Origin of the sequence: Paraburkholderia diazotrophica, assembly GCF_900108945.1 — a bacterium.
Taxonomy (GTDB): domain Bacteria; phylum Pseudomonadota; class Gammaproteobacteria; order Burkholderiales; family Burkholderiaceae; genus Paraburkholderia; species Paraburkholderia diazotrophica.
Genome location: NZ_FNYE01000003.1, coordinates 50,571 through 66,570 on the forward strand (window position 1 = coordinate 50,571; position 16,000 = coordinate 66,570).

18 protein-coding genes are annotated in these 16,000 nt (G+C 64.5%); 10 read left to right on the plus strand and 8 right to left on the minus strand.

Annotated features, from left to right (window positions below; all coding sequences use genetic code 11):
* The first annotated feature begins 90 nt into the window (after positions 1-90).
* From BMW76_RS04885 to BMW76_RS04905, 5 genes are all read left to right on the plus strand, one after another.
* Entirely contained in the window at positions 91-681 is a 591-nt protein-coding gene (locus BMW76_RS04885) for a helix-turn-helix domain-containing protein (RefSeq protein ID WP_090864304.1), read from the plus strand.
* Complete coding sequence (locus BMW76_RS04890; protein ID WP_090863695.1) at positions 678-1,205, plus strand: GNAT family N-acetyltransferase; 528 nt, start codon at positions 678-680, stop codon at positions 1,203-1,205. Before BMW76_RS04885 ends, BMW76_RS04890 begins: the two co-directional genes overlap by 4 nt.
* Before the next feature lie 122 nt (positions 1,206-1,327).
* Positions 1,328-1,792, plus strand: coding sequence for a hypothetical protein (locus BMW76_RS04895; protein ID WP_090863697.1), 465 nt, complete (start codon positions 1,328-1,330; stop codon positions 1,790-1,792).
* A gap of 285 nt (positions 1,793-2,077) precedes the next feature.
* Positions 2,078-2,605, plus strand: a complete 528-nt coding sequence (locus tag BMW76_RS04900) for an ankyrin repeat domain-containing protein (RefSeq protein ID WP_090863699.1) — start codon at positions 2,078-2,080, stop codon at positions 2,603-2,605.
* Positions 2,602-3,468, plus strand: a complete 867-nt coding sequence (locus BMW76_RS04905) for an LD-carboxypeptidase (RefSeq protein WP_090863701.1) — start codon at positions 2,602-2,604, stop codon at positions 3,466-3,468. The genes BMW76_RS04900 and BMW76_RS04905 overlap by 4 nt, the downstream gene beginning before the upstream one ends.
* On the opposite strand, the gene BMW76_RS04910 is transcribed toward BMW76_RS04905, so the two are convergent.
* Positions 3,465-3,995, minus strand: coding sequence for a hypothetical protein (locus BMW76_RS04910; RefSeq protein WP_090863703.1), 531 nt, complete (start codon positions 3,993-3,995; stop codon positions 3,465-3,467). The genes BMW76_RS04905 and BMW76_RS04910 overlap by 4 nt on opposite strands.
* Positions 3,996-4,236: 241 nt before the next feature.
* On the opposite strand from BMW76_RS04910, the gene BMW76_RS04915 reads away from it, so the two are divergent.
* Positions 4,237-5,547 carry a sugar efflux transporter gene (locus tag BMW76_RS04915; protein WP_090863705.1) on the plus strand — a complete coding sequence of 437 codons (1,311 nt, stop codon included), beginning with the start codon at positions 4,237-4,239 and terminating at the stop codon, positions 5,545-5,547.
* Between the two features lie 278 nt (positions 5,548-5,825).
* The gene (gene hpnR / locus BMW76_RS04920) at positions 5,826-7,367 is read left to right on the plus strand and encodes a hopanoid C-3 methylase HpnR (RefSeq protein WP_090863707.1); all 1,542 of its coding nucleotides are present in this window, start codon (positions 5,826-5,828) and stop codon (positions 7,365-7,367) included.
* Between the two features lie 29 nt (positions 7,368-7,396).
* On the opposite strand, the gene BMW76_RS04925 is transcribed toward hpnR, so the two are convergent.
* The 3 genes from BMW76_RS04925 to BMW76_RS04935 all read right to left on the minus strand — a co-directional run bounded on the left by BMW76_RS04925 (position 7,397) and on the right by BMW76_RS04935 (position 9,093).
* On the minus strand, positions 7,397-8,137 hold the full coding sequence (locus tag BMW76_RS04925) for an SDR family NAD(P)-dependent oxidoreductase (protein ID WP_090863709.1): 741 nt from the start codon (positions 8,135-8,137) through the stop codon (positions 7,397-7,399).
* Positions 8,138-8,301: 164 nt separating this feature from the next.
* On the minus strand, positions 8,302-8,583 hold the full coding sequence (locus BMW76_RS04930; protein WP_090863711.1) for a DUF6723 family protein: 282 nt from the start codon (positions 8,581-8,583) through the stop codon (positions 8,302-8,304).
* 159 nt (positions 8,584-8,742) lie between these two features.
* Positions 8,743-9,093: a hypothetical protein gene (locus BMW76_RS04935; protein WP_090863713.1), complete on the minus strand. Its 351-nt coding sequence runs from the start codon at positions 9,091-9,093 to the stop codon at positions 8,743-8,745.
* Between the two features lie 272 nt (positions 9,094-9,365).
* Between BMW76_RS04935 and BMW76_RS41000 the strand changes: the two genes are divergently transcribed.
* Positions 9,366-9,518: a DUF6496 domain-containing protein gene (locus tag BMW76_RS41000; protein ID WP_177200307.1), complete on the plus strand. Its 153-nt coding sequence runs from the start codon at positions 9,366-9,368 to the stop codon at positions 9,516-9,518.
* Between the two features lie 166 nt (positions 9,519-9,684).
* Here BMW76_RS41000 and BMW76_RS04940 read toward each other — a convergent pair whose 3' ends face one another.
* The gene (locus tag BMW76_RS04940; RefSeq protein ID WP_090864306.1) at positions 9,685-10,095 is read right to left on the minus strand and encodes a GFA family protein; all 411 of its coding nucleotides are present in this window, start codon (positions 10,093-10,095) and stop codon (positions 9,685-9,687) included.
* A gap of 236 nt (positions 10,096-10,331) precedes the next feature.
* On the opposite strand from BMW76_RS04940, the gene BMW76_RS04945 reads away from it, so the two are divergent.
* Complete coding sequence (locus BMW76_RS04945; protein ID WP_090863715.1) at positions 10,332-12,110, plus strand: hybrid sensor histidine kinase/response regulator; 1,779 nt, start codon at positions 10,332-10,334, stop codon at positions 12,108-12,110.
* Between the two features lie 405 nt (positions 12,111-12,515).
* Positions 12,516-13,502: a zinc-dependent alcohol dehydrogenase family protein gene (locus tag BMW76_RS04950; protein ID WP_090863717.1), complete on the plus strand. Its 987-nt coding sequence runs from the start codon at positions 12,516-12,518 to the stop codon at positions 13,500-13,502.
* Between the two features lie 27 nt (positions 13,503-13,529).
* On the opposite strand, the gene BMW76_RS04955 is transcribed toward BMW76_RS04950, so the two are convergent.
* From BMW76_RS04955 to BMW76_RS04965, 3 genes are all read right to left on the minus strand, one after another.
* Positions 13,530-14,399, minus strand: a complete 870-nt coding sequence (locus BMW76_RS04955; protein WP_090863719.1) for a LysR family transcriptional regulator — start codon at positions 14,397-14,399, stop codon at positions 13,530-13,532.
* Between the two features lie 355 nt (positions 14,400-14,754).
* A complete protein-coding gene (locus BMW76_RS04960; RefSeq protein WP_090863721.1) occupies positions 14,755-15,282 on the minus strand; it encodes a hypothetical protein in 528 nt (175 codons plus the stop codon).
* Positions 15,283-15,509: 227 nt separating this feature from the next.
* The gene (locus tag BMW76_RS04965; protein WP_090863723.1) at positions 15,510-15,986 is read right to left on the minus strand and encodes a nuclear transport factor 2 family protein; all 477 of its coding nucleotides are present in this window, start codon (positions 15,984-15,986) and stop codon (positions 15,510-15,512) included.
* Between the last annotated feature and the right edge of the window lie 14 nt (positions 15,987-16,000).

A 16,000-nucleotide genomic window follows, 5' to 3' on the forward strand; every position in this document is an offset into this window, starting at 1 on the left:
GCACGAAGCCGTTTGCACTTTCGCATACGGTCGTGACGAAACCGCGTGCTCTCCAGCATGATGGATTTTTGTTCCAGTATGCTGGACGACATGGACATCAACACCCTGATTGCGCGCCGCGTGCGCGAACTGCGTGACGCCCACGGCCTGTCGCTCGAAGCGCTCGCGGAAGCGAGCGGCGTGAGCCGCTCGAACATATCGCTGATCGAGCGCGCGCAGAGCAGCCCGACGGCCGCCGTGCTCGACAAGCTCGCGACCGCGCTCGGCGTCACGCTGGCGTCGCTATTCGAGGCCCGCGCGACGCCCGCCGAGCCGCCGTCGCCGCTCGCGCGCGCGGCCACACAGGCCGTATGGACCGATCCCGCATCCGGCTACACCCGCCGCAGCCTGTCGCCGGCGCTGCCTTCGCCGATCCAGTTAGTGGAGGTTCACTTCCCTGCCGGCCAGCGCGTCGCCTACGAGACGGGCGCGCGCGACACTGAAATTCATCAGCAGATCTGGCTGATCGAAGGCGCGATGGAGATCACGGCGGGCGACGAGCACTGGCGGCTCGAAGCGGGCGATTGCGTGGCGATGCGTCTCGACTGCCCGACCGTGTTCCGCAATCCGACGCGCAAGCCGGCGCGCTATCTGGTGGCGCTGTCGATGGCGCCTCGTCCATCTGTGAGGAGAAGTGCATGACGCAGGCAATCCGCGTGCGGCGCGTGGCCGCGCATGAAGCGGCGCGATGCGTCGACGATCTGGCCGATGTGCTGATCGATTGCGTCGACGGCGGCGCATCCGTCAGCTTCATGCAGCCGCTGGCACGCGACAAGGCCGTCGCGTTCTGGCGAATGATCGCGGGCGGTGTCGAGCGCGGCGAGCGCGCGCTGCTCATCGCCGAGGACGGCGACGGGCGCATCGTCGGCACGGTGCAACTGGTGCTCGCGCAGCCGGACAACCAGCCGCATCGCGCCGACGTCGCGAAGATGCTCGTGCATCGCCGCGCGCGCCGGCGCGGCGTCGCGCAGCAGCTGATGGCGGCTGCCGACGCCGTGGCCCGCGACGAACGCAAGACCGTGCTCGTGCTCGACACGGTAACGGGCGGCGATGCCGAGCGTCTCTATGCGCGCGCGGGCTGGCAGCGGGTCGGCGACGTGCCGAAATACGCGTTGATGCCCGATGGATCTCTCTGCGGAACGACCTTTTATTACAAGCACCTTTAGCGCGACGCAGCCGAAGCGGAAAGTCGGTCTTCGACAAACGTTTGCGAATTTGCGAAGACAGCCCTTAATCTTTTCCGCCGCGCGCCGTTATCGCGAGAGCACTCCCACTACTCGCAGGCGACATGGCCAAGACCATTCCGTTTCCCGGCGGCAACCAGGCGGCGCGCGCGCGGCAGGCGAAGGCATTGCTGTTGCCGATTCCGCGCAGCATGGCCGCCGAGCTGATCCTGCCCGTCCATATCGCGCTCGATGCGCTGCGGCGCGGCGCGGGCAGCAAGAGCGCCGCGCAGACGCTCACGCAGACGATGCTGCTCACCGGCTTTCTGTGTGATCTCGGCTACGGCGCGATGACGTACGACCAGCTGCGAACCGCCGATCAGGCGATGGCGGCCACGTTCGACCACGGCCGCGCGACGGACGAATGGCGTCTCGACGAAGCGCACGTCGAGCTGCTCGCGCACATCGTCAGCACTTACGACGCGCAATTGCAGCGCGCGCCGCTCAGCGCGCTCACGGATGCGAGCGCCCGCCTCGACCGCATCATCGCGAGCGGCGACGCCGAGCCGACGCTGCGCAAGCAGGCCTGACAACGACGGCTTTCCGCTCCCGAACCTTCTCACCGTTGGGCTCGGAGCGCATCGACAGCGGCAAGCACACATTGCCTGTATCCTCTGCTGTTACCGACGCGCCGCGCGAGCGGCCGCACCATCGCTGCAATCATCTTGCATGGGACGGGAGCACGCGCTAAAGAAGTCCGCTCCCGGGGACCCGCAGAGAAACCGCATGGGCGGGAGTAAGCATGGGACAGGAGTAAGCGCTAAAGCGCTAACGCCCGTCGACTCGCCAACTCCCGTCGACAGAGGAGAGGCTTCATGACGGACGACAAGCGCAGCCCCGAAAACATCGATCCCGATCTGCTCGACGTAGCGCGCGAAATATTCGATTGCGCGCGCCGCGGCGAAGCGAATATGCTGGCCGCCGTCATCGAGAAAGGCGCGCCGCCGAATCTGCGCAACGAGAAAGGCGACAGCCTCGTGATGCTCGCCGCCTATCACGGTCACGCCGATGCCGTGCGCGTACTGCTCGAACGCGGCGCGGACCCGAACCTGCGCAACGACAACGGACAGACGCCCATCGCGGGCGCGGCGTTCAAGGGTTTCAAGGATGTCGTCGAGACCTTGCTCGCGCATGGCGCGGACGTCGAAGGCGCGTCGCCGGATGGACGCACGGCGCTGATGATCGCCGCGATGTTCAATCGCACCGAGATGGTCGAACTGCTGCTCGCGCACGGCGCCGATCCGAACGCGCGCGACGCGAACGGCGTCTCGCCCGCCGACGCCGCAAGCCGCATGGGCGCGCCCGACACGGCCGCGCTGCTCGCGAAGAAGGCGGGCACATGAAGCTCGCGGGCAAGAGCGTCGCCGTCGTCGCGCCTGCGGGCGTGCCCGATATGGAGCACGTCGAGCACAGCATCGCGCTACTCGAAAGCTGGGGCCTGCGTGTGCAGGTGGGCGCGCATGTGCGCGATCGCTATCGCTATCACGCGGGCAAGCACGAAGATCGTGCCGCCGATCTGCACCGCGCGCTGACCGATCCCTCCGTCGATATCGTGTGGATCGCGCGCGGCGGTTATGGCAGCGTCTATTGCCTGCACGCGTTGCCGCCGGACGTGCCCTGCGCGAAGACGGTCGTGGGCTTTTCGGACGCGACGGCGCTGTTCGGCGCGCTGCACGGCATGCCCAATGTGCGCGTCATCCACGGTCCGACGTTGAACGGGCTCGCAACGAAACACGACGACGCGTCGCGCGACAGCATGCTCGCCGAGCTGCGCGAGGAACGCGCCGCTCCCGTTCCGCTGCAACGTCTGCACGGTTCGGGCACATCGCGCGTCGAAGGTCGTCTTGCGGGCGGCAACATCACCGTGCTCGCGAGTCTTGCGGGGACGCAATGGCAGGCGCGCTGCGACGGCGCGATCGTGCTGCTCGAAGATGTGACCGAGCTCGCCTATCGCATCGACCGGAGCATGATGCAGTTGCGCGAAGCGGGCGTGTTCGACGGCGCGCGTGCGTTCGTGCTCGGCGATTTCATCCGCTGTCCGCTGCCGGACAATGCGGACTTCACGTTGCACGATATGCTCGTCGATCTGCTCAAGCCGTATGACGTGCCCATCTATGCGGGATTTCCGTTCGGTCACGGCACGCGCAATCATGCGTGGACGTATGGCGCGCACGCGGTGCTAGAAGGCGAGCAACTGGTTCGCTAGCGGGCCAGTTGCGCGAGAACGTGCTTGACGATGTCGATGTCGGGCGCGTCTACCTTGAGTGACTCGCGCGCGCACCACGGATATGGCAAGCGGCTCGCCCAACGCAACAGGCTGTCGGCGGATGCTTCCGGCAACGTCGCCATTTCTTCGATCGTGATATGCAGATGTGTCATGCATCGCGCTTGCGAATCGCCCGTCCAGTCGTAGCGGCCGTAACCGATGCGCGCCGCGCCCGTTCCCTTTTCCGTCATGCAGACCAGCCAATCGCATGAAAACTCGCACTGCTCCTCGACGGGCATCGCGCCGACACAGAACGTATAAACGTTCTCGTACTTCTGCGCGAAATCGCTGACCAGCACCGATGCAATCGCATCGCGTCCCTGTGACTGCTGCGGAAACGCGATGGCCGCTGTCTTCACGGTCATCGCAAGCGATGCATCGTGTGCGAACGCATCCGTCAGCAGATGCGGACGATTGCCGTCCTTCGCGTATAGGTACGATTCGATTGCGTCTTTGAGATTGGGCATCGGTCAAACATGTCGGTAAAAACGAGGCCGTCAGTCTAAGCCCATCGTGTCATTGCGCAACGCTTGCCCTTGACGCCCGCACGGACTCTCGCCCCTCTCGAATGCCACGCGCATTCTTTGCACAACATGACACAACATGACAAAACGGGCGTTGCACGTGAAGCGCTCGCGTTCGACAATGCCTCTTCCTTGCCGCGTCCCCGCTCGCGCGCGCATCCCACAGTTCGAACACGCGCCCTCGATGAACTCCCGCTTCGGCCGTCTCACGCGCATCCATTCCTTCATGCCGCTTGCCGGCGCAACGCTGATGCTGGGCATCGCGATGTCGTTCACCGCGCCGTATCTGTCGCTGTTCGGCGTCGAGCAGGCGGGCATGACGCCGTTGAAGCTCGGTCTGTTCATGACGCTGATTGCGGCGAGCGGTGTCATCGCAAGCGCGTGGGCCGGCAAGTGGTCCGACAAACATGGACATCATCGCGGGTTGCTGCTCGCGGCGCTGATCGCGGCATCGCTCGGCTTTCTGCTGCTTTGTTTCGTGCGCAACTATGGAGCGCTGCTGGCAATCGGCGTCGCGTTTCTCGGTGCGGGCGGCTCGGCGATGTCGCTGGTGTTCTCGTTCGCACGCGCCGCGCTGCCCGTGCGCGACGAAGCGGAGCGCGCGTTTGCGCTGGCGACGCTGCGCACGGTGCTGTCGATGGCGTGGGTATTCGGCCCGTCGGTGGGCGCGCTCGTGCTCGCCGGCGCGGGCTTCTACGGGCTCTTTCTGTTCGCCGCCGCGTCGTTCGCCGCATGTGGCGCGATCGTATGGCGCATGCGCGAATCGCCCGCCGGCGATCCGCACAGCGCGCCGACACACTACGCGGGCGACCCTGCCACATCGCTCGAAGTGATGACGCCCGAACCCGCCGAAGCGCCGCCGCCCTCGTCGCCTCATATGCCACCCCATGCACCTGGCACGCAGCGGCAAATCTGGCGCTCCATCGTCGCGCTGACCCTGATCGGTCTTGCCGCCAACGCGACGATGATCGTGCTGCCGCTCTATGTCGTGCACGGCCTGAAGGGCACGCGGCTCGACGTGTCGATCATGCTCGGCCTCGGCGCGTTCCTTGAAATTCCGATGATGCTCGCGCTCGGCGCGCGCGGCTCCACGCTCGTCAAGCTGAACTGGCTCGCGGCTTGCGCGGCCGTGCATGTCGTGTATTTCATTGCCGTCGCGGCAGCGGGCACGGTCAACGTGCTGATTCCGATGCAGGCGTTCAATGCGTTCGTCGTCGCCGTCACGTCGTGTCTCGGCATGACGTACATGCAGGACCTGATGCCGCGCTCGCCGGGTGCGGCCACGGCGCTGTTCTTCAACGCGTCGCGGGTCGGCTCGATTCTGTCGGGCGTGTTGTCGGGCGTGCTCGTCGCGGGTCTTGGGTATCGCGGAACGTTCCTCGTCTGCGGATGCCTCGCGCTCGGCGCGCTCATCCTGTTCGCCGATCCACCGTGGAAGCGCATCGCGCAACGCGTGCGCGACGCATGGGACGACTGGCGGCATCCGGCGCAATGAGCACACGAAGCGGCGATGCGCCCGCGGTATCGCCGACGCGCCAGCGATGCAACACCGATGCAGCACATGTCACGCGCTCCCGAAAACCCTCACCTTCACGCCGATGCGCCCGCTTGCGAGCAGCCTGAAGCGATGAACAGTAGAATCGGATGGAGCCTTCGCGGTGAGATCCGGCAGGACGCACAGGCTCGGCAGTCGACCCATACCAGGGATACCAGCACGAAAGCACGGCACGTCACGCGATGACTCGCGGCGTGCCCCTTCGCCAAGGAGATCTCATGAAGGTGCTCGCTGTTCACCCAAGCGGCCTGATGTACACGCGCGTGTATCTGCGGCTCGAACCGCTCGGACTCGAAACCGTCGCGGCCGTGATACGCGAAGCCGGACACGATATCCGCCTGATCGACCTGCAGGTCGAAACGCATCGCGATCTGTACAGGCTGATGCGCACGTGGCGTCCCGACGTGATCTGCTTCTCCGGCAACTATCTCGCCAACATTCCCGAAATCATCGATCTGTCGAAGGCCGTCAAGGCGCAGCAGCCGCAGTGCTTCGTGTTCGTCGGCGGGCATAGCGCGTCGTTCACGGCGAAGGACATGCTCAGGCACGCCGACGGCGCGATCGATTGTGTGCTGAAGGGCGAAGGCGAAGCGAAGATCGTCGCGTTGCTCGATGCCGTTGCGCGCAACGACGATCTCTTGCGCATTCCAGGCGTCGTCACGCGCGAAGGCGAAGGGCCGCCGCCCGGCTTTGCGGAAAGCCTCGATCACATTCGTCCGGCGCGCGATCTGCTGCGGCATCGGCGCAAGTACTTCATCGGCGTGCTCGACCCGTGCGCATCGATCGAGTTTGCGCGCGGCTGTCCGTGGGATTGCACCTTCTGCAGCGCGTGGACGTTCTATGGCCGCAGCTATCGTTCCCGTAGCCCCGAAGTCGTCGCCGACGAACTGGCGTCGATCCGCGAGCCGGGCGTGTTCATCGTCGACGATGTCGCCTTCGTGCATGCGGATCACGGCATGGCGATCGCACGCGAAGTGGAACGGCGCGGCATCCGCAAGAAATACTATCTGGAGACGCGCGGCGACGTGCTCTTGCGCAACAAGGCAGTCTTCGAGCGTTGGCGCAGGCTCGGTCTGCAATACATGTTCATCGGCCTCGAAGCAGTCGATGCCGAAGGGCTCAAGGCGTTTCGCAAGCGCATCGACGTCGACAGGAATTTTGAAGCACTCGAGTTTGCGCGCTCGCTCGGCATCACGGTCGCGGTCAATCTGATCGCCGATCCCGACTGGGATCACGCGCGGTTCGAGACGATCCGTCAATGGTGTCTGGAGATTCCGGAGATCGTGAACATCAGTGTGAACACGCCGTATCCGGGCACGGAAATCTGGCTGCGCGAGCAGCGCCGTCTGACGAGCCTCGATTACCGGCTCTACGATATCCAGCACGCCGTGCTGCCGACGAAGCTGCCGCTACCCGAGTTTTACGGCGAACTGGTGCGCACGCAGCAGGTGCTCAACCGCAAGCATCTCGGCTGGGGCGCGCTCTATCGTGCCGCAGGCGAAGCGGCTTCGCTGCTGATGCGCGGTCAAACGAATTTCGTGCGCATGCTATGGCGCTTCAATTCGGTGTTCAATCCGAATCTGCAACTGCGCGACCACGCGCGCGAAGTGCGCTACGAAATGACGCCGCCGCCCGCGCAGACGCCTGAACAAAGCAACGTCAAGGTGCTTTACGTGCACGGCCCAACGGGACGCAAGGGCCGCAAGATCGACGACGCGACGGAAACGTTCGTCGATCAGAGCCGCATGGGTGCAGGTTAGCGTCGAACCAGCCGCCTGCGCTCGAACGCTTAGAACGGCTCCTTGAAGGGACGCAGATCGATCTCGTGCGTCCACACAGACGGGTGCTGAAGATGAATCTGCCAGTACGCCTCGGCGATTGCATCGACATTCAGCAGCCCGTTCTCGCCGCGCTCGTCCGCTACTTGTGGGCGTGCGTTGCGCAGACGCTCGCCGTCGATGCCGCCGTCGATCACCACGTGCGCGACATGCAGCCCGAGCGGCCCGAACTCGCGCGCCATGCTTTGCGCAACCATCCGCAGCCCCGCTTTCGCCGCCGCGAAGTGCGCGAAGCCGGGCTTGCCGCGCAGACTCGCCGATGCGCCCGTGAAGATCACCGTGCCGCGTCCAAGCGGCGCGAGCCGCCGCGCCGCCTCGCGTCCAACCAGAAAGCCGCCGACGGGCCCCGAGCGAAGAAAGTCCTCCATCTGCTCTTGCGTCAGATCGCGAAACGGCACATAACGGTTGTTGCCGACGTTGTAGACGACGAGCGAAGGCACGTCGATATCGTCGGGCGGCGACATCGCCTTGTCGAACAGACGCATGACGTCGGCTTCCGATGCGCCGTCCATCACGAACGATTCCGCCGATTCGCCGCGGTCCGCGATGTGTTTCGTCACGGCATCGAGCTTCGCCTGCGTGCGGCCCGCGACGATCACGTGGTATCCGTTCGCCGCGATCTTTCTGCACAGCGCCGCGCCCAGACCGAGTTCGGCGCCCACGCCGATCACCATTGCGCTACTCCGCTTCATCGCGTCTCTCCATTGTCCGCGCGCCGCGCAGCACGGCGCATTGAAATCGTCGCGCGATTATAGGCACCGAACGCGAACGGCTGCCGGTAAAACGACACGTGCAAAAGCGGCCGTTTTTCTGACCGGCGAGATGTCAAAGCGCCCGCCCGCCAGCATGAACGGCATCAAGGCTCGGGGTTGTCGAGGTCCGACCTCACGACCGTTTCGCCGTGGCGCTGCGCGGCCTCGCGCGCCTGATCGCCGTCGATGAACGGCCCGATATCGGGCGCGCCCGCAAAAGGGAACAGCAGCCGCCCGTCGGTTTTGCGCACGACCTTCAACTGCCCCATGTACGAACCTTCCGTCGTGCGGCGGTAGGTGGCGTAGATCTGGTAATCGTCCGGCGACTCGGGTTTCGAGGCCACAGTGTCGCGTGCTTTCGGGAAAATCATCCGTGGCCTTGTCATCTTGCAACTCCAGGGCTGAATGCCGGTCTCGGGTTGTTGCCGGCATATCGGTTGAAATGACGCAATGTCTCGCGTGAGCTCGCGTGACAGGTGCGGGGCGCGCACATTGCGGGTCGTTCATGCTGTACTGATGCTCGCGGCGTCGATGCGCTGTCGTCGTCAATGCACATTGGCGCCGCCGCCCGGCTTGCCGATGCCCGGCAAGCGCTGATCGCCGCGGGCGCGGCCCGGATTCGGAACGCCCGTGTCGGATGCGGCCGCGCCCGTCATGCCGGGCGTCGACGACTGCTGTGGCTGCGGCGTCTTCAGTTCGCCGGAAGTGGCGCCTGGCGTCGACATCGGCTTGTCGCTCTGCGTCGCGGGATGCGCGTCTGTCTGCGCGTAGTTGACTGCGGGCGCGACGACTGGGGCGAGCACCGGCGCGACTGAGGGCGCGACCACCGGCGCGGCGACCGACGCACCGGCAAAGATTGCCGCCGTCGCGCCGCCTGCAATGGAAACGGTATTCACGACGTACTCCTTCGTTTAGCCTGTCCGGAAACGCTCAGCAATCCACGTTCCGCTTTGTCGGCGGCGCTTCACGACGGGGCTTGCGACTGCTTTGCGGCTGCGCTTTACGACGGCAACGGATGCGCAGATTCGCATGCACGTTCATGCGTAATCCGCGATCGTCAGCGCGCGAGCGACGCATGCGCCTGCCGGGAACAATGCATGCTCGAATACAGGTGAAGTCGCAGCGAAACGGCTGCGCATTGGCCACATCGACTGAAAAGGAGAACGCCATGCCACTGAAGAGAGGCACATCGAAGGAAACCGTCTCGCACAACATCAAGACGGAAAAGAAGGCGGGCAAATCGCAGAAACAGTCCGTCGCGATTGCGCTGAATCAGGCACGCAAGTCCGGCGCGAAGATTCCGAAGAAGAGCGAGAAGTAGGCTCGCATCGTTGCTTGAGACGCGGGCGGAGCGATCCGCCCGCGCGGTGCGCCGACGGCTTCGGCGAGCGAGCCCAGCCGCGGCGCCTTTTTCTTTCGAGCGCTTTTTCCAGCGCCTTCCAGCTTTCTTACCTCTTACGCAAGACGCGAAACGCGAAACGCGAGCGCTATCGCGTGCGCTCCTCGTCGTACTCCGGGCGCACACCGCGCGGCAGCCACGGTTCCTTGCGGATGCACCACAGTTCGTAAGCCGGCTCAAAAAGGCCCGTCTCGTCGAACGCGCCGAGCGGCACGTCGATTTCGTCGCGATCCGCGTACATCATGAACGCGACCGATCCGCACGCCGGGCAGAAGTGACGCCGCCCCTGTTCGGAGCTTTGCCATTCGCGCGTGCTGCCCGTGAATGCGACGGCGTCGCGGCGGAAAATCGCATACGAACCGAACGCCGATCCGTGCACGCGCCGACATGTCATGCAGTGACACATCCCGACGCGTATCGGCGCGCCTACTGCGCGAAACCGCACTGCGCCGCATGCGCAGCCGCCTTCATGGATTTGCTGCTGGGACTCGTGACTCATCGTGTCCTCCATCAGATGAAGCCTCATCCTGCTGCATGGAGCCAGTCGGCGTCAAACGTTGCCAACCCTACGAAATGCGGGCACCCGTGTGGGTGCAACGCCTATACTTCGGTAACGGCCGGGCCGGCGTTTTGCCGGCTCGCCGGCCACTTCTCACGACACACGAGCGTATTGACGCCGGCTACGGACCCCGCTGAATGGATCTGACCGTCGCTAATCATTACCCTTCCAGCACCATGAGCGACGGCATCGAAAACGCCCGCCGCGCGGGCGTACTGCGTACCGGCGACCTGAGCGAACGCCCCGCGCGCGCGCCCGACCATGCCGCCGAAGTGCGGACGCTGATCACGGTAGCGGGCGCGCAAACGGGACGCCGCGACACGCTGCTGCAAGCCATCGCCGATGCCGCGCTCGCATCGTGCCGCGCGGGCAGCGCCGGCATCAGCCTGCTCGAATCCACGAGCGAAGGCGAAGCCGTATTTCGCTGGCGCGCGGTCGCGGGGGCGTGCGCGGGCCTCGAAGGCCAGACGACGGCGTGGGCCGAATGCCCTTGCGGCGTGACGCTGCAGCTCGGCGCGCCGCAACTCTTCGTCGATCCGCAGCGGTACTTCACGAGCCTGTGCGAAGCCGGCGCGATGATGACGGAAGGCATCATCACGCCGATTCCCGCGCGCGGCGCCGACTCGAAACAGCTAGGCGCGATCTGGGTTGCGTCGCACGACGACCATCGGTTCGACCGCGAGGACGTGCGTCTGCTCGGCAATCTCGCGGTGCTCGCGGGCGCGGCGCTGACACTGCTCGATGCGCAACAGGCCGCCGAAGCGGAAGCGGCCGCCGCGCAACAGGCGCGACGCGCGCTCGAAGATGCGGCGAGCCGTCGGGACGAATTCATCGCGATGCTCGGCCACGAATTGCGCAATCCGATGGCGCCCATCGACAGCTCGATCGCCGCGCTCAAGGTGCTGTGCGCGGGCGAAAAGCCCGCCAACGAAGTGCTCGCGATTGCGCAGCGGCAGATGCGTCAGCTGCGCACGCTCGTCGACGATCTGCTCGATGCCGCGCGGCTGCGCCACGGCAAGCTCGCGATCAAGTACAGCCGCACGTCGCTGAACGAGATCGTGTATGACGCCGTGACGGCGCTCAAGCATCACATCGATGCGCGCAAGCATCGACTCGTGATCGAAGGACTCGACGAGCCCGTTTATGTGCGCGCCGATCACGTTCGGCTCAGCCAGGTGGTCGGCAATCTGCTGTCCAATGCCGCGAAGTACACGCCTGCGGGCGGCACGCTGCGGCTGCGCGTGCAGGTCGATACGGATAGCCCGGCCATCGACCCCGAACGCAGCGGTATCGTATCGATCGTCATCGAGGACAACGGTGTCGGCATGAGCCCCGAAGCGCTCGCGCATGTGTTCGAACTGTTCGCGCAATCGCCGTCGAGCATGCGCCGCTCCGAAGGCGGCCTCGGCATCGGGCTCGCGGTCGTGAAACGGCTCGTCGAACTGCACGACGGCACGATTGCACTCGACAGCCTGGGCGTCGGGCGCGGCACGATCGTGTCGCTGCGTCTGCCGATTCTCGATCGCGAGCCAGGATTCGCACCGGACCTGCCGATCATGACGAGCACCGCGCCGAGCCGCATTCTGCTCGTCGACGACAACGCCGATGCACTCGACGCGCTGCACCTGCTGCTCGAACTCGAAGGCCACAACGTGATCGTCGCGCGCGGCGGACGCGAAGCGGTGCGAGTCGCCGCGAAGGAAATGCCGGAAGTCGGCATCATCGATATCGGCATGCCGGAGATGGACGGCTTCGAAGTGGCGCGCACGATCCGCTCGAACCGGAACCTCGCGCATATGTTCCTGATCGCGTTGACGGGCTACTCGTCGGAGTCGGACAAGTCGCGCGCGCTCGCGGCAGGCTTCGACTATCACCTGACGAAGCCTGTGTCGATGGAACGGCTCGCCGATGTGCTGTCGCATCGCGACGGCAGAAACATCAGCGGTCTTGTCTGATGTAATGCGCGATCAGGCGAAGGTGAGCTGGCGTGTGTTCGCTGGCGTCACTTTTCGTTGGTCCCGCAAACCCTCACCTATCGCCGCCCGCCGTACTTCAACGCACTGTTGATGCTGTCCGCAAAGCCTTATGGAACAAGGGTTTGCGACTGGCATTGGTGCGCACGCGAAGCGCTTTCGGCTCACTCCCGAATCTTCTCACCTTTGATCGCATTTGCGTCATCGAACCTGCGTTCCATTCGTAGACCCAGGTAAGGAACCGGCGAGTGCCGATGCGACGCGCGCGGTCTTTCGACGCCATGCATTTCCGTTTGGCCGTCGTGCTAAATCGTTGATTTACCAGGGTTCCGCGTTGGCCGATGATGTCTCGCGTCAACAACATTCACTTAACGGCAGGAGCCCATCATGTCCATGCACGCCCTCGTGCTCAACCAGTACAACGGTCCGCTCGAACCGGTGATGCTGCCCATCCCCGAGCCCGCGCGCGGCCAGGTGCTGGTGCGGATTCACGCAAGCGGTCTGAATCCGCTCGATACGAAAATCCGTGCAGGCAATGCGGCCCATGCGCGCCATCCGTTGCCGCTCGTGCTCGGCATCGATCTCGCGGGCGTGGTCGTCGCGGTCGGCGCGGACGTGACTGCGTTCAAGAAGGGCGACGAGGTGTACGGGATGACGGGCGGCGTCGGCGGCATCCAGGGTTCGCTCGCGCAATTCGCGGCCGTCGATGCGCAACTGCTCGCGCACAAGCCGTCCAATCTGTCGATGCGCGAAGCCGCTGCGCTGCCGCTCGCGTTTATCACGTCGTATTCAGGCATCGTCGACCGCGCGCATCTGCGGGCCGGTCAAACCGTGCTCGTGCAAGGCGGAGCAGGCGGCGTCGGGCATGTGTCGGTGCAGCTTGCAAATGCGCTCGGCGCTCGCGTCTTTGCGACGGCAAGCGCGCGCGATCACGATGTCGTCGCGCGATTCGGTGCAACGCCGATCGATTACGCGTCGCGCAGCGTCGAACAGTACGTCGACGAACTGACGAACGGTGAAGGGTTCGATCTTGTCGTCGATACCGTCGGCGGTGCGGCGCTCGATGCTTCGTTTGCAGCCGTCAGGCATTTCGGCCATGTGGTGAGCGCGCTCGGCTGGGGCACGCATGCGCTCGCGCCGCTGTCGTTTCGCGAGGCGACGTACTCAGGCGTGTTCACGCTTTATCCGCTACTGACGGGCAAGCATCGCGCGCATCATGGCGAGATGCTCGCGCAAGCGTCGCGTCTCGCCGAGCAAGGCAAGCTCACGCCACGCCTTGATCCGCGCCGCTTCGATCTGGCCTCGGCCGAACACGCATACGATGCGATCACGCAGCGCACCGTGCGCGGCAAGATCGTCGTCGAAATCGATTGATGGTTGGACTGATGAGCGGCTCGCCGCTCACACGTTCGCGAGCCGTTCGATCACGAGATCGAGCAGCGCGCGCAGACGTGCAAGACGCTTCAGGTCGCGATGATAGCCGAGCCATACATCGCGGCCCGGCGGCGCTTCGCCGAGATCGATGCGGCGCAAGCCCGGTGTGTTGTCGCCGAGCGGGCACGGCAGCACCGCGAAGCCGCCGCCTTCGGCACACATACGCGCCTGCACGCCGCGGTTGTTGCTCGCGTAGGCGACGTGCGCGTCCGGCAGCATCTGCCTGATCCACGCGACGTCGGGCAACTCGCCGAACGCGGTATCCATCGTGATCAGCGACTGGCCCTTGCCGTCGCCGCGCACGGGCGCGACGAGATCCATGCGTCCGTAGAGCGCGTAATCCATATGCATCAGCTTGCGCTGGATGATGTCGGGTTCGTCGAACGGCGTGATGCGAAACACCAGATCGGCTTCGCGGCGCGCGAGATTGTAGCGGCGCGAATCGGTGATCAGTTCGATCGACGTCTGCGGATGACGCGCAAGAAACGCCGCGAATACAGGCGTCAGCACATGAATGCCGTACCAGTCCGATGACGAGACGCGCAGTCCGCCCGACAGTTGCTGCTCGCTGCCCGCGAGCGATCGCATGAACGCGTGCGCTTCTTCTTCCATGCGCTCGGCGTAGACGAGCACCGCACGACCTTCGTCGGTCAGCACGAAGCCATCGGCCGTGCGTTGAAAGAGCGTGTGGCCGACGGCTTCTTCGAGCGCGCGCAAGCGTCGGCCCATCGTCGGCTGCGTCTGTCCGATCTGGCGCGCAGCCGCGCCCAGCGTGCCGCAGCGAGCGACCGCGAGGAAGATTCTCACGTCGCTCCAGTCCAGTTTCGAATCGTTCATAGACGCTCTTCGCTGCATGCGATCGGTCGCGTTGCCTGCGATTATGACGGGCGACGGCACGCTTGCGGTGATCGTCGCGTGTGTGGTTCGCGCACGATTGTGTCGCAAAGGTGAGAGCTTTCGGGAGTACGGCGCCTTGCGAATCAATCCCCGCAAAAGCTCACCTTTGAAGCAATCCGCGACTTTTTCATATGCGCTCGCATATACGAGCCGAACGATTTACGCCTTGTTTTAGCGGGGTTTTTGCGCTTGAGGTGAATCGCGCGTTGCATCTGTCGATCACCATCGGCGCCAGTCCCGTAAAGCCTCACCTTAGCCGCGTGAACGGACAAATCGCGCGTTCAGTGAAGCCCGCTCAGAACTTCACCTTTACCTGGAAGCCGATCGTGAACGGGAGGTTGTCGGAAGGAATCGGCGGAACGACGATGAAGTTCGCGCCGACGCGCTTGTATTCGATCATCACGATGGGCGCGACGACGGGACCGATCGTGTGATCGTGGCCGAGGCCCCAACTGCCATAGTTGTAGCCGGAGATGACCCCGCCGATCGCAGACAGGCGGATAACGCCCCAGTGCGCGAACTCGGGTGCCCAGACGGCGCCGCCGTACCATGACGGACGGCTTAACGAATTGCGAAACCCGCCCCCCGTCAGCGCCCATTGCCCGTTGAGCCAGCATTCGACGCCGAGTCCTGGATTGAACTGCTCGAAGTGCGTGCCCGGGTCCGGGTTGATGTGATACGAGGCGAGCATCGCATCGACCCATACGCCTCCGCTGCACCAGTCGGCTGCACGCGCGCCCGATGCCCCCATCAAACCGATGCCTGCCATCACCCCCGCCACGCATGCACGACGTATCTTGTTCTTGATCTTTCCAAACGGCATGTGCTCTCCGCAACCGGTTGCGCGCCGGCGTCATCGATGTCCGCAATGAGTGTCTAATTGCTTTCCCGTCGCGCACTGTACCCCACAACCATGAAGTTGATGTGGAGTGTGCGCTCGGAACGACAACGCGCTCGCAAACGACAACAGACGGCAACGATAGCGAAAGAACGATGACAGCCAGGTGAATGCGTTGAACGCGCAATCACCCGGACAAACATGCGTGAGACTTAAAGGCCGAGATCCGACAGCCCCGGATGATCGTCCGGTCGACGGCCGAGCGGCCAGCGGTACAGGCGTTCTTCTTCGCGGATCGGCTTGTCGTTGATGCTCGCGTGCCGATACGCCATCAGTCCGTTCTCGTCGAACTCCCAGTTCTCGTTGCCATACGAACGGAACCAGTTGCCCGAATCGTCGTGCCACTCATAGGCGAAGCGCACGGCGATGCGGTTATCGGTGAACGCCCACAGTTCCTTGATCAGCCGGTAGTCGAGTTCCTTCGCCCACTTGCGCTGCAGGAACGCGACGATCTCGGCACGCCCCCTCGGGAACTCCGAGCGGTTGCGCCATTTGCTTTGCGGCGTGTAAGCGAGCGACACGCGTTCCGGCTCGCGCGTATTCCATGCGTCTTCTGCTGCGCGTACTTTCTGGATGGCCGTCTCGCGCGTGAACGGCGGGACGGGCGGACGTCTTTCGATTTCGGCCATGATGTTTCCTCGTT

Bases quoted from the DNA above. Each gene is read 5' to 3' on its own strand.
- BMW76_RS04960 (WP_090863721.1), bottom strand. From the start codon at position 15,282: ATGCCGTTTGGAAAGATCAAGAACAAGATACGTCGTGCATGCGTGGCG.
- BMW76_RS04965 (WP_090863723.1), bottom strand. From the start codon at position 15,986: ATGGCCGAAATCGAAAGACGTCCGCCCGTCCCGCCGTTCACGCGCGAG.
- BMW76_RS04940 (WP_090864306.1), bottom strand. From the start codon at position 10,095: ATGAGTCACGAGTCCCAGCAGCAAATCCATGAAGGCGGCTGCGCATGC.
- BMW76_RS41000 (WP_177200307.1), top strand. From the start codon at position 9,366: ATGCCACTGAAGAGAGGCACATCGAAGGAAACCGTCTCGCACAACATC.
- BMW76_RS04915 (WP_090863705.1), top strand. From the start codon at position 4,237: ATGAACTCCCGCTTCGGCCGTCTCACGCGCATCCATTCCTTCATGCCG.
- BMW76_RS04900 (WP_090863699.1), top strand. From the start codon at position 2,078: ATGACGGACGACAAGCGCAGCCCCGAAAACATCGATCCCGATCTGCTC.
- BMW76_RS04895 (WP_090863697.1), top strand. From the start codon at position 1,328: ATGGCCAAGACCATTCCGTTTCCCGGCGGCAACCAGGCGGCGCGCGCG.
- BMW76_RS04950 (WP_090863717.1), top strand. From the start codon at position 12,516: ATGTCCATGCACGCCCTCGTGCTCAACCAGTACAACGGTCCGCTCGAA.
- BMW76_RS04890 (WP_090863695.1), top strand. From the start codon at position 678: ATGACGCAGGCAATCCGCGTGCGGCGCGTGGCCGCGCATGAAGCGGCG.
- BMW76_RS04925 (WP_090863709.1), bottom strand. From the start codon at position 8,137: ATGAAGCGGAGTAGCGCAATGGTGATCGGCGTGGGCGCCGAACTCGGT.
- BMW76_RS04945 (WP_090863715.1), top strand. From the start codon at position 10,332: ATGAGCGACGGCATCGAAAACGCCCGCCGCGCGGGCGTACTGCGTACC.
- BMW76_RS04955 (WP_090863719.1), bottom strand. From the start codon at position 14,399: ATGAACGATTCGAAACTGGACTGGAGCGACGTGAGAATCTTCCTCGCG.
- hpnR (WP_090863707.1), top strand. From the start codon at position 5,826: ATGAAGGTGCTCGCTGTTCACCCAAGCGGCCTGATGTACACGCGCGTG.
- BMW76_RS04885 (WP_090864304.1), top strand. From the start codon at position 91: ATGGACATCAACACCCTGATTGCGCGCCGCGTGCGCGAACTGCGTGAC.
- BMW76_RS04930 (WP_090863711.1), bottom strand. From the start codon at position 8,583: ATGACAAGGCCACGGATGATTTTCCCGAAAGCACGCGACACTGTGGCC.
- BMW76_RS04910 (WP_090863703.1), bottom strand. From the start codon at position 3,995: ATGCCCAATCTCAAAGACGCAATCGAATCGTACCTATACGCGAAGGAC.
- BMW76_RS04905 (WP_090863701.1), top strand. From the start codon at position 2,602: ATGAAGCTCGCGGGCAAGAGCGTCGCCGTCGTCGCGCCTGCGGGCGTG.